12 protein-coding genes are annotated in these 12,261 nt (G+C 63.8%); 8 read left to right on the plus strand and 4 right to left on the minus strand.

Features of this window, described 5'->3' with window-relative positions:
* Positions 1-123 precede the first annotated feature (123 nt).
* A complete protein-coding gene (locus C795_RS0111185) occupies positions 124-309 on the plus strand; it encodes a hypothetical protein (RefSeq protein ID WP_017793850.1) in 186 nt (61 codons plus the stop codon).
* A 30-nt stretch (positions 310-339) separates the two neighbouring features.
* Here the strand turns inward: C795_RS0111185 and C795_RS0111190 are convergent, their stop codons facing one another.
* The 3 genes from C795_RS0111190 to pepN form a co-directional block, all read right to left on the minus strand.
* The gene (locus C795_RS0111190; RefSeq protein ID WP_017793851.1) at positions 340-843 is read right to left on the minus strand and encodes a globin; all 504 of its coding nucleotides are present in this window, start codon (positions 841-843) and stop codon (positions 340-342) included.
* 69 nt (positions 844-912) lie between these two features.
* Entirely contained in the window at positions 913-1,818 is a 906-nt protein-coding gene (locus tag C795_RS0111195; RefSeq protein WP_017793852.1) for a mechanosensitive ion channel family protein, read from the minus strand.
* 12 nt (positions 1,819-1,830) lie between these two features.
* Positions 1,831-4,392 (minus strand): aminopeptidase N, encoded by a 2,562-nt coding sequence (gene pepN, locus C795_RS0111200; RefSeq protein ID WP_017793853.1) that lies wholly within the window; start codon positions 4,390-4,392, stop codon positions 1,831-1,833.
* Positions 4,393-4,501: 109 nt separating this feature from the next.
* Between pepN and C795_RS0111205 the strand changes: the two genes are divergently transcribed.
* From C795_RS0111205 to C795_RS0111225, 6 genes are all read left to right on the plus strand, one after another.
* Entirely contained in the window at positions 4,502-5,461 is a 960-nt protein-coding gene (locus C795_RS0111205; protein WP_017793854.1) for an aldo/keto reductase, read from the plus strand.
* A gap of 9 nt (positions 5,462-5,470) precedes the next feature.
* Entirely contained in the window at positions 5,471-6,076 is a 606-nt protein-coding gene (locus tag C795_RS0111210; protein WP_026139630.1) for a mycothiol-dependent nitroreductase Rv2466c family protein, read from the plus strand.
* Positions 6,077-6,169: 93 nt separating this feature from the next.
* Positions 6,170-6,847 (plus strand): MFS transporter, encoded by a 678-nt coding sequence (locus tag C795_RS17435; RefSeq protein WP_198008464.1) that lies wholly within the window; start codon positions 6,170-6,172, stop codon positions 6,845-6,847.
* A complete protein-coding gene (locus C795_RS16315) occupies positions 6,844-8,196 on the plus strand; it encodes an MFS transporter (RefSeq protein WP_232225482.1) in 1,353 nt (450 codons plus the stop codon). The genes C795_RS17435 and C795_RS16315 overlap by 4 nt, the downstream gene beginning before the upstream one ends.
* Before the next feature lie 7 nt (positions 8,197-8,203).
* Positions 8,204-8,695, plus strand: a complete 492-nt coding sequence (locus C795_RS0111220) for a ribose-5-phosphate isomerase (RefSeq protein WP_017793857.1) — start codon at positions 8,204-8,206, stop codon at positions 8,693-8,695.
* Entirely contained in the window at positions 8,695-9,714 is a 1,020-nt protein-coding gene (locus C795_RS0111225) for an Fpg/Nei family DNA glycosylase (RefSeq protein ID WP_017793858.1), read from the plus strand. Before C795_RS0111220 ends, C795_RS0111225 begins: the two co-directional genes overlap by 1 nt.
* A gap of 16 nt (positions 9,715-9,730) precedes the next feature.
* Here C795_RS0111225 and C795_RS15895 read toward each other — a convergent pair whose 3' ends face one another.
* Positions 9,731-10,456, minus strand: coding sequence for a TetR/AcrR family transcriptional regulator (locus C795_RS15895; RefSeq protein ID WP_017793859.1), 726 nt, complete (start codon positions 10,454-10,456; stop codon positions 9,731-9,733).
* Between the two features lie 128 nt (positions 10,457-10,584).
* On the opposite strand from C795_RS15895, the gene C795_RS0111235 reads away from it, so the two are divergent.
* Positions 10,585-12,237 (plus strand): amidohydrolase, encoded by a 1,653-nt coding sequence (locus C795_RS0111235; protein WP_017793860.1) that lies wholly within the window; start codon positions 10,585-10,587, stop codon positions 12,235-12,237.
* Positions 12,238-12,261 lie beyond the last annotated feature (24 nt).

Below are 12,261 nucleotides of genomic sequence, written 5' to 3' on the forward strand. Positions count from 1 at the left end.
CGTCAACGCACGGTTGGCGACGCGCCGTAGCTCATCGCGGGGTCACGCGGCATCGGCTCCCGGGGGTTGGTCTGCGTTGCGCGTCGTTGCGCTGCCTTCCGTGTAACCCCTAGCCTCGTAGATATGACCCACATCGTTGCATCAGAACTTCTCGCCCAGACCGGCGGTGGTCCCCAGTGGGGGCTCATCGCGCTGGGCATCGGCATCATCGTGTTGGGTGCGGGCGTGATCGTGTTCGGCATCGTCCGCAAGCGTCGCGCGGCGGCGGCCGAAGCGGGCCAGGCTGACTCACCCGCCACCGACGCCTAAGCGCTGATCCACAGAAGCCGCCGCCGCCGGTTACTCGAGCTTGTTGACGAGCGAGTGTGCCGCCCGGTCGATGTAGTCCCGAAACTGGGCGTCATAGATCGGAGGCAGCGCGACCTCGTCGAGCGCCGCATTCATGTGGTGCAGCCAACGGTCGCGTGCCGCGGGCGTGATCGGGTAGGGCTGGTGACGCATGCGCAGCCGCGGGTGCCCGCGATTCTCCGAGTACGTGGTGGGACCGCCCCAGTACTGTTCGAGGAACGTCTGCAAGCGCCAGATCGCGCCCTCCCAGTCGTCCTCGGGATACATCGGCGCCATGACGGGGTCCTCACGCACCCCTGCGTAGAAGCGGCGCGTGAGTTTCTCGAACGTCTCGGTGCCACCCACCTGCGACCAGAACGAGTTGGTCACGGCATCGCTCGCCTCACCCGCGCCGAGCACCCGAGGTGCCGCGGAGGGAGAGCCGTGGCCCGCAGCTCCGCTGCTCGTCGGACCGCTGCCGGAAGGTGAAACGGGGGTAATCGGTAAATCTGACATGTGAACTCCTTCACGCTCGCACGCCAGGGGCGTGCTGAAAACTCTCGGGCCGGGCCGGGCCGGGTGGGGTTAGGCCTGCGTGCCGGGCAACTTGGGCTGCTCAGTCGCTAGCTTGATGCCCGCCTTGTCGAACTCGCGCATGAGCGCGGCACGAAGCGCCCGCTGCACTGCCCACTGCGCCTCGGGGCGAGTGCGCAGCGCCAACCGCATGGTGGCGCGGTCACCGAATGCGCTCTCGATGCCCCACACTTCAGGCTCACCTGTGACCTTGCGAGCCACATCGGGTGCGGTGAGGAGTGAACGCGCGGCGGTGAGGGCCGACTTCTCGACCTCTGCCATGTCGTTGCTCGCATCGACCGTGACGTCGATGACGGCGCGCCCCCAGCCCTGGGAAGAGTTTCCGAGGGTGAGGATCTCACCGTTGCGCACGAACCAAAGGGTGCCGTCGAGAGCGCGCACCTGGGTGACGCGAATACCCACGTCCTCGACGGTGCCGTTGATGGTGCCCACCGTGATGAGGTCGCCGACCCCGAGCTGATCCTCAAACACCATGAAGATGCCGTTCAAGATATCTTTCACAATGTTCTGGGCACCGAACGCGAGGCCCGCGGCCACGATGCCAGCTGAGGTGAACACCGCTGCGGTGTTCACCCCCAGCTGGCCAAGGATCAGAATCATCGCAATGCCTGCAATGACCCACGTAATGATGGCGCGACCAACCGTGCCGAGGGTGCGGGTGCGCTGCACCGCTCGCGCGTTGATGTATGGAGAGGTTTGAATCTCGGACGTCGTGTCGACCTCCTGCGCCTTCTTCACGCCGCGCACGATCTGTTTGACGGTGCGCATCAACAGTCGCCGCAGCAGCCAGTTCAGCAGAACGGCAGCCGCGACGATGATGAAGATGTTGATCGGCACCTCGAACGTCGTCAAGAAGTCAAAAAACGCGTTGCTTGCGACGACGGTAACGCCCTCCATATGTGTCACCATTTACGCTCCCGCATCGACCTTCTGGGCCGCGATTGCACGGTCGACCCCGGCGAGAAGCTCGATGACCATGCGGCGCAGGGCCGCCGGGGCGTCCTCGTTGGCGGCGAGCCACGCACGAGTGGCCTCGGCCAGGGGTTCGCCCGCGAGCGACGACGGGTAGAAGCCGTCGACGAGCTCCTCGACGATGGCGTGGCTGCGTGATTCCCATACCGGAACAAGCGCCTCGAAGAACGGTGCGATAAACGGCTCGAGCAGTGCGCGGTCGTGGACATGGGAGAAGCCCATCGCAGTCGAACGCACGATGGCGTTGGGCTTGTCGGTGTCCACGAACACCGAATCCCAGGCGGCCTGCTTCTGTGCGTGCGTGGGCAGCGCCGCGCGTGCCCGGGCGGCGGCCTGGTTGCCGGTCGCCGTCAGATCTGCTGCTTGGCGAGCCGCGATCTCGGGCTCACCCGCAAGCCCGCCAGCGACGAGCGCAAACAGCAGCTCCCAACCGAGGTCGGTGTCGAGCGTGAGCCCCTCGAGCGTCAGCGTGCCCGCAAACAGGGCCGCGACGCTGTCGAGCTGGGTCGGCGTGGACGCGAGCCCAGCAAACGTCTTGACGAATTGGAACTGGCGATCTGAGCCAGGGGCCGCGCCACGCGCCAGATCCCACATGACGTCGGCGGCGAGGTGCAGCGCAGGCTCGCGGCGCACGGGAGCGACATAGCTTGACGCCGAAAGCACGAGCTGGCCCAACAGCGTGCGCAACGTGGTCGAAGCGTCTTCGTGCGCGACGTGTGCGAGCACGATATCGATGAAGCGTGACGCCGCCATTTCGCCGTCGCGCGTCGCGTCCCAAAGGGTGCCCCACACGAGGGCGCGGGCGAGTGAATCGGGCATGCTGCCGAGGTGCGCGGCGACGGTCTCGAGCGAACGCTCATCGAGCCGGATCTTGGCGTAGGTAAGGTCATCGTCGTTGAGCAGCAGCAGGTCGGGTTGGGCGAGCCCGTTGAGCTCGGGGAGCTCGGTACGGGCGCCGTCGATGTCGACCTCGATGCGGTGGGTGCGCGTGAGCTGGCCGTCGCTGAGCGAGTACAGCCCGATCGCGATGCGGTGCGGGCGAATCGTCGGGTGGTCGGCGGCCGCCGTCTGGTCGATCGTGAACTCCTCGAACGCACCCTCGGCGTCGAGCGTGAACGAGGCCCGCAGCGTGTTGACGCCGGCGGTTTCGAGCCACAGCTGCGACCACTCGGTGAGGTCTCGTCCGCTCTGCGCGGTGAGCTCGGTGAGCAGGTCGGGCAGCTCGGTGTTTGAGAACTGGTGCTTGACGAAGTAATCGTGCACGCCGCGCATGAACGGCTCGCGGCCAACCCACGCGACGAGTTGCTTCAGCACCGATGCGCCCTTGGCGTACGTGATGCCGTCGAAGTTGACCATCACGTCTTCGAGGTCGCGAATGGGGGCGACGATGGGGTGCGTTGAGGGGAGCTGATCCTGGCGGTATGCCCACGACTTCTCAGATGCGGCGAACGTCGTCCAGCAGTCCGTCCACTCCGTGGCCTCGGCGACGCCCAGGGTCGACATGTATTCGGCGAACGACTCGTTGAGCCACAGGTCGTTCCACCAGCGCATCGTGACGAGGTCGCCAAACCACATGTGGGCGAGTTCGTGCAGGATCGTGACGACGCGGCGCTCACGCATTGCGTCGGTGACCTGGCTGCGAAACACGTAGGCCTCGGTGAAGGTCACCGCGCCCGCGTTCTCCATGGCACCCATGTTGTACTCGGGTACGAACAGCTGATCGTACTTGTCGAACGGGTAGGGGAAGTCGAACTGCTCCTCGAAGAATGCGAAGCCCTCGCGGGTCTTGTCGAAGATGTAGTCGGCGTCAAAGAATTCGGCGAGCGACTCGCGGCAGAACGCGCCGAGGGGAATCGTGCGGCCGTCACGGCTCGTCAGTTCGGATCGGACGACCCGGTAAGGCCCGGCAATGAGCGCCGTGATGTAGCTCGAGATGACGGGGGTGGGCTCGAACTCCCAGGTCGCGAGGGCCTCACCATGGCGCTCGCCAACAGCAACGGGCTCGGGCGTGGGCTGGTTGCTGACTACCTGCCACCGAGCGGGCGCGGTGACGGTGAACTGGAACGAAGCCTTCAGGTCGGGCTGTTCGAACACCGGGTACATGCGGCGCGAGTCGGGCACCTCGAACTGTGAGTAGAGGTAGACCTCGCCGTCGGCGGGGTCGACGAAACGGTGCAAGCCCTCGCCCGTGTTCATGTAGCGCTGCGTCGACACGATGTGCAGCACGTTCTCGGCCGCAAGATTTGGCAACTCGATGCGAGAGTCGACAAACGCGGTAGCCGGATCAAGCTCGGTGCCGTTCAGATCGATCAGCTGCACGGAGTCGGCGATCACGTCAATGAAGGTCGAGGCGCCCGGGGTGCCGGTGAAGCGCACGGTCGTGTCTGCGACAAACGTCTCCGGGCCGGTCATGAGATCGAGCGCGATCTCGTAGCTCTGGGTTGAGACGACCGCGGCGCGCTCCTGCGCTTCAATGCGGGTGAGGTTCGTTCCTGGCACAGCTGCTCCTGTCGAGGGGTGACATATCTGGCCCCAAGCCTATGCCTGTTGGCTATCGATCTGCCGAATGTCGAACACCTGGCCTCCGCGGCCACGTACAGTGGTCCCCATGATGCGCACCCTCGGAACCAGTGATCTCATCGTTTCTGCTGTGGGCCTCGGCTGCAATAACTTTGGCCGCCCAGGCTCCCTCACCGAAGACCAGCACGGCACCGACGCCGTCGTACACGCCGCAATCGCCGCGGGCGTGACTTTCTTCGACACCGCCGATCTGTACGGTTACGCCTTTGGACGCAGCGAAACCCTGATGGGCCACGCGCTCGCGGGCCGGCGCGACGAGATCGTGCTCGCCACGAAGTTCGGGCATCCCGACTCCGACACTCCCGCCTCGTACCCGGGCCACCGCGGGTCGCGCGAGTTCATTCGCGCGTCGATCGAGGGCTCCCTCACGAGGCTGCAGACGGACTACATCGATCTGTATCAAATGCATGTGCCGGATCCGGCTGTGCCGATCTCCGAGACCCTGGGCGCGCTCCACGAGCTAGTGGGGGAGGGCAAGGTGCGACACCTCGGGCACTCGAACTTCTCCGCCGAACAAATGGAGGAGGCTGCGCGGGTGGCCGAGCAGCTCAATGTCACGCCGTTCGTTTCCGCCCAGAACGAGCTGAGCCTGCTGCGCCGGGAGGCTGATGTCGCCGTGACGCCCGCGGCAGTGCGGCTGGGTCTCGGGTTGCTGCCATTCTTTCCGCTCGCCAACGGGCTCCTCACCGGCAAGTTCACGCGCGACCATTTCCCCGCGAACTCCCGGATCATGCGTCAGCGCCCGCACATCGCCGAACAGGCCGACTGGGACGTGCTCGACGCGTACCGGGCACTGTGCGACTCCTGGGGAGTCACGATGCTCGAGGCGACGTTTGGCTGGATGCTTGCACACAAGCCTGTTGCCAGTGTGATCTCGGGGGCAACGACCCCTGAGCAGGTACGGCAGAACGCGGTCGCTGGTATTCGCTTTACACCCACGAGCGAACAGTACGCACAGATCGAGGCCTTGTTTCCGATCCCGCGATAGTGTGAAGTCATGACCGAACATGTGCCCTCCGTAGAGTTTTGGTTCGACCCGAGCTGCCCTTGGTGCTGGATGACCAGTCGCTGGGCGAGCGAGGTATCAGAGGTGCGGGGCTTCCCGATCGCCTGGCACCCCATCAGCCTCGCAATCCTCAATGAGGGGCACGATCACGGACCCCACGCTGAGAACCATCGACAGGGCAAACGGATGGGGCGCGTTATCGTGGCGGCAGAGAAAGCTCACGGATCCGGCATCATTGCACAGCTCTACACCGAGTTCGGCAACCGTATTCACCCGGGGGCCCGTTTGGACACCGACGCGATCATCGCCGAAGCGCTCGCCGCAGTGGGCCTGCCCGCGGAGCTTGCCGCATCGGCAGATAACGAGTCACTCGATGCCGAGCTGCGCACCAACACGGACCACGCGATGAAGATCGCCGGACCCAACGTTGGCGTGCCGATCATCTCCATCGACGGGGTCGCATTCTTTGGGCCCGTCGTCACGCCCGCTCCCACGGGCGAGACTGCGCTGCGCCTCTGGGACGGCATCTACGCCGCCGCAAGCGTTCCTGGCTTCTACGAGCTGAAGCGCGGGCGCACCGCCGGACCCCAGTTCTAGCGCGCTGGCGTGTGCGTGCGCGAGCCACCTCCTAGACGTACGCAACACGTGAGGGATACGCTGGCCGCATTGTGTTGATCCAATGGGGGTTCAGTGAGTAAGACAAGCGCATTGCCGGGTGCTCAGCCGCAGGGAACCCTGAGTCAGAAACGCATCTGGATCATCTTTTCCGGGCTGATGCTCGGCATGTTGCTTGCCTCGCTCGACCAGACGATCGTCTCAACGGCGCTTCCGACCATCGTGAAGGATCTGGGCGGAGCCATGCATCTGGCATGGGTCGTGACGGCATACCTGCTGGCGTCGACGGTGACGACGCCAGCCTGGGGCAAGCTCGGCGACATGTACGGGCGAAAGATGCTCTTCCTGGCATGCATCGTCATCTTCTTGGTGGGCTCCGCGCTCTGCGGATTCTCCCAAAACATGACAGAGCTCATCGCGTTTCGTGCGCTCCAGGGCGTCGGTGGCGGCGGTCTTATGGTGCTCTCGCAGTCCATTATTGGTGACGTCGTCTCGCCGCGAGATCGCGGCAAGTATCAGGGCGCGTTCGGCGCGGTCTATGGCGTCTCGAGTGTCGCAGGACCGCTGCTGGGCGGCTACTTCGTCGATAGCCTCTCGTGGCACTGGGTATTTTTCGTCAACCTGCCGATCGGCGTCATCGCGTTGATAGTGGTGACATCGGTGTTGCCACGCACACAGCCGGCAACCGTCAGAAAATCGACTATGCGGGCATCATTCTGCTCGCCGCCGCGGCCAGCTGCGTTGTATTACTGAGCAGCTTTGGGGGCAACGCCTGGAAATGGACGTCGCCCCAGGCGATTGGCATGATCGTGTTGTGCGCGGTGCTGATCGTGGTCTTCATCTTCGTGGAGCAGCGCGCGGCAGAGCCCGTCATGCCGCTGCGCATGTTTAAGAACCGCGTGTTCGTTATGGCGTCGATCATCGGGTTTGTCGTTGGTTTCTCGATGTTTAGCGCGATCACCTACCTTCCCATGTTCCTGCAGCAGGTATTGGGAGCCACTGCTACCGAGTCGGGCCTCCGCATGCTCCCGATGATGATCGGTCTCCTGCTCACCTCGATGGGCAGCGGCCAGATCATTTCGAAGACCGGAAAGTACAAGATCTTTCCGATTCTGGGGTGCGGTATTTTCGCGGTGGGGCTCTATCTGCTCTCGACGATGACCGCCCACACGAGCGTCATGACCTCAAGCGTCTACATGTTTGTCCTAGGCTTCGGGCTCGGTCTCGTGATGCAGGTACTCGTTCTTGCGGTGCAGAATGCCGTTCAGTATCGCGATCTGGGTGCGGCCACGAGTGGGGCGACGTTCTTCCGCTCGATCGGAAGCTCTGTGGGGGTGTCAGTGTTCGGTGCAGTGTTCGCAGGACAGTTGTCCAGCCGCTTGGCAACGAACCCACCGAGCAACGCCACGGGAAAATGCAGTGGCAAGGTGCTTGAGGAATCCTCGCTGGGGCTATCGCACTGCCCAACCGGGGTTGAATCGTGGTTTATCGACGCATACGCGGGCGCGATCCAGGTTGTCTTTTTCGCAGCGGTGCCCATCGCAGTTATTGCATTCGTGCTCGCGTGGTTCCTGCCCGAGGTGAAGTTGCGCACCGTGACGAAGGACGCGAACTTGGGGGCTACCTTTGCCATGCCGCAGCAGACGTCGTCGCTGCAGGAGCTGACCCGCGCAATCGCCCGCGTCATGACGAGTGATGATCGCAAACGTGTGTATCAGCGTCTTGCGGACTCGGCGGGAGTCGATCTCGGCCCGGGGGCTGCGTGGATGGTCTGGCGGCTCCACGTGCACGGCGACAGCAGCGTGTCTGAGATGGCACAAGAGACGAAAGTCGACGCTGCGAAGTTGGCTGCAACACTGGACACGCTGACGAAACAGCGGCTCGCGCTTCTCGTCACCTCAGGGGTTGATGGCTCGGGGTCCAGTGCTCGCCTGAGCGATGGCGGCGAGGTGGTCGCGCAGAAGCTGCGGGTCGCTGTGCGGGCGCATCTCGTTGAGTTGCTCGACGATTGGGCTCCAGAAGACCAGGAGGGCATCCAAGCTGCGATTACCCACATTGCAGAGATCCTCGGCAACGATGCGCGTGTTGGTAACGCGATATGATCGCCGTATGCGTATTCACGTTGCGACCGACCATGCCGGCCTCGAATTTAGTCAGCAGCTGCAGCAGCATCTGCGCGACGCAGGACACGAGGTGATCGACCACGGGCCCGCCGAGTACGACGCGCTCGATGACTACCCCTCGTTCTGCATCAACGCTGCGCTGGGTGTCGCCCGCGATGAGCGCGATGGCGTCGAGGCACTGGGCGTCGTGTTCGGTGGCTCGGGCAACGGAGAGCAGATGGCGGCCAATAAGGTCGCAGGCATTCGTGCCGCGCTCGTATGGAACGAGTCGACCGCCGAGCTCGCGCGCGAGCACAATAACGCCAACGTGATCTCGATCGGTGCGCGTCAGCACGAGGTCGCCGACGCCATTCGCTTCATCGACCTGTTCGTTGCCACCCCATTCTCGGGTGATGAGCGCCACGTGCGCCGCATCAGCCAGCTCGGTGAGTACGAGACCACCGGCGCGATCGCAGGCAAGCAGGTCGACGCGCTGTAATGCCCGAGGGTCACTCCGTACATCGCATTGCCAGGCAGTTCGCCGCGAACTTCGTCGGCACGTCCCCTGAGGTATCGAGCCCGCAGGGGCGCTTCGCACAGGGGGCCGAGCTGCTCAGCGGTCGCAAGATGATCGATGCTCGCGCCGTTGGCAAACAGATGTTCCTCGAGTTCGAGGGCGGCTACTGGCTTCGCGTGCACCTCGGCATTTACGGAGCCTGGGACTTCGCGGGCGATGTGAAGGTCGACCCGTCAATTCAGATCCACGGGTATACGCCGTCGCACTCCAAAATCGGGCAGACGGGGGAGCACTCGCGGCCGAGCGGTGCCGCCGCCGGGGGTGCGCGCCCGCTTGACGCCGACGGCGAGGATTCAGTTGCCTCGATCGGGGCGCCCCGACGCACCCGAGTGCGCATGGCCGAGGAAGACAAAGAATCTTTGGCGTCATTCACCTTCCCGCCCGACCCGGTGGGGCAGGTGCGTGTGCGGCTGCTGAATGAGGCCGTATGCGCCGACCTGCGCGGGCCTACCGTGTGCGAGGTGCAGACCCCTGCTGAGATTGATGCGGTGATTCAGCGCCTCGGGCCAGACCCCGCGAACGCAAACACCACTGCCGAGAAGCGGCGTTTTGTTGAGCGTGCGGGTAAGAAGAAGACCCCGATCGGCCTCGTGCTGATGGACCAGTCGGTTGTCGCGGGCATCGGCAACGTGTACCGCGCCGAAATGCTGTTTCGGGCTGAGCTCAACCCGCACACCCCGTCGAACACGCTTGACCGCACCGTGCTTGAAGCGCTCTGGGATGACTGGGTGCACCTGCTCGAGATCGGAATCACGGTCGGCCAGATGATCACAATCGACGGCCTCACCGGTGCTGACTATGACCGAGCGCTCGTGGAACGTGACGAGCGGCACTGGGTGTACAAGCTGGAGGGCACCCCGTGCAAGCGCTGCGGAGCCAACATCATTCTTGAGGAAATTGGCGCGCGCAAGCTCTATTGGTGCGCCGGCTGCCAGCACTGACACGGGTGTGCAGTTTCTACGACTCGTGGTGTGGCTCCAGCAGATCCCTGGGTGAAGTAGTCTCCGATTCGCCAAGGGCACGCAATCCAGACACGAGGGCGCGTAAACCAAAGTCGAAGGCTGCAGCTGAAGGCGTGATGCCCCGAGCTTCAGCTTCCCGAGTCGACACTGACTCGGCCGCCGTGAGCCGGGGGGCGAACTCGATGCCATAGCCCGGGGCCATGTTATCGGTCGGCGCGATAGCGTCGAGGGCCGAGCCAATGATGAACGATTCGATTGCTACGAATGCCGGCACGATTAAGTGCTGAGGGTAGCCGTCCCGCTCAAACGCCGTCACGACGCGCTCGTAGTCGCGCATCGATTCAGGCTCACCGTCGAGCGGGCTCACTGCCATTGCGGCAATCACACCCGGCCTGTTGCCAAATGATTCGAGATACTCGTGAGCCCACGGAATGATGGCCACGTGCCAGGGTAAATGGCTGAAGCCATGGTCGCTAAGTCGTGCTGCGAGGTTGCCACGCATGGCCGCAATGAGGTCTGCACGGCTCGCAAAATAGTGGTGCAGCGCGCTCGGCCGCACATCGAGCGAGCGTGCGAGAGCCGCCAGTGTGAAATCGACGCCAGCCTTGTCTGCAAGCGCGAAGGCTGCGTCGACGATGCGTTGGTGCGACAGCACAGACTGCTTCGGCCGGCCGGCAGAGCGGCCCGCCGAACGGTCGGCTGATGCGTTGACCGCAGACATGCGCACACTCCTCAACACTTCTCACCTCGTGATCGAGGCTTTTCGTCGAGCTTACTGACCCGGTTTGCAGATTTAATTGAATGCTCGTAAATTAAGTGCTGGCCGCAAACGCAATCAGGAGCACTCACATGTCATCGACGACCAACGCCGACCTCATCATCACAGGGGCGCGAGTACACACCATGGGTGTTGCAGACAGCGGAACGAAAGCGCCAGCTGAGGCAATCGCGATTCAGAACGGACGTATCGCAGCAGTCGGCGCGAAAGACGAAATCGTGGCGACGTTCCAAACCTCGCGCACTGAGATGCACGACCTCGCGGGGCGAACCGTGACCCCGGGGCTCATTGATGCTCATCTGCACCCGATTCAGGGTGTCGAACTCACGCAGGGTATCGACCTCGCTGGAGTCATCACTCTCGCTGGGCTGCGCGAACGGCTCGGCGCCGAAGCGCGTCGGCTGCGTGAGACGGCGGGCGAACGGTGGTTGCGCGGCTGGAACCTGGACTATTCGGCCTTCGAGGGACAGCCCCTCACTGCCAGTCTCATCGACGAGTGTCTCGCCGGGGTGCCAACGCTCCTGTTCTTCTTTGACTTCCACACGGCGGTCGCCAATACCGCTGCCCTGCAACGGGCGGGCATCACTGGCGCACGCAACTTCACCGACTCAGCAGAGATCGTGGTCGACCACGCAGGCCGACCGACTGGCGAGCTGCGAGAAGAAAGCGCCTACGCCCCGATCACGAGCATCATGCCGCTGCCTTCCCCCGAGGAAACGGCTGACGCAGCGCGGGCCATCTTCAGACGCATGCGTCGATCGGGTCTCACCGGAGGCACGATCATGGACGGTAATTCGGGCACACTGGATTTACTCGAAACGATTGACCGTTCAGGCTCCGGGCTTCCGGTCCGCATTGCGAGCGCAGTCGACCTTAAACCCATCTACTCGGCCGAGCAGCGCTTGGAGATCCTCGCACAGCGTGACCGCCGCGGCGCAAGATGGCGCGGGGGCATGATCAAGCTGTACGCCGATGGAGTAGTCGAGACAGGCTCGGCCTGGCTCTATGAGCCCGATTCTGACGGCATTGAAACTGAGGGGTTTTGGGAGAACCAGGACGAGTTTGTGGCCGTCCTTGAGCTCTGCACGGCCGCGGGATTCCAGGTCGCGACTCACGCGATCGGTGATCGCGCGGTAGGCGAGACAATTACGGCCTACGAGGCAGTGGGGCTCGGCGCACAGGGCCAGCCCCGGCACCGGATCGAGCATCTTGAGACGTTAGACCCGCGCGACATCGCGCGCCTCGCAGCCCACGGGATCGCCGCATCGATGCAGATGCCTCATATGCAGTGGCGCCTCGAGGACCAGAGTGACGAATGGTCCCGCAAACTCGGGCCGCTGCGCACTTCGCGAGCATGGAATGCCGGGTCTGTGCTGCGGGCTGGCGCTCCACTGTCGCTCGGCTCAGACTGGCCCATCGCCACACTTGATGCTCGCGAGGGCCTCGCGTGGGCCGTGCTGCGGCGCCGCGCGGGCGACGCTGAGGGGTTTGTGTACGAACCGGGCGAAAGGCTCACCAATCTTGAGGCGCTGCACGGATACACCCGAGGTGCAGCCCTCGCCCAGGGGGATCACGACCTTGGCGTGATCCGGCAGGGAGCGATCGCCGATCTTGCGGTCTGGGAGGAAGACCCTGCCGAAGTGACGGGTGACGATCTCGCCCAGCTTCCCGTGCACTCCACCTATCTCGATGGTGAGCGCCTGCTCACCTCGGATATCGACTAACGCTCACTGAAGAGAAACGAATCT

The organism is Leucobacter salsicius M1-8, from assembly GCF_000350525.1.
GTDB classification, from domain to species: domain Bacteria; phylum Actinomycetota; class Actinomycetes; order Actinomycetales; family Microbacteriaceae; genus Leucobacter; species Leucobacter salsicius.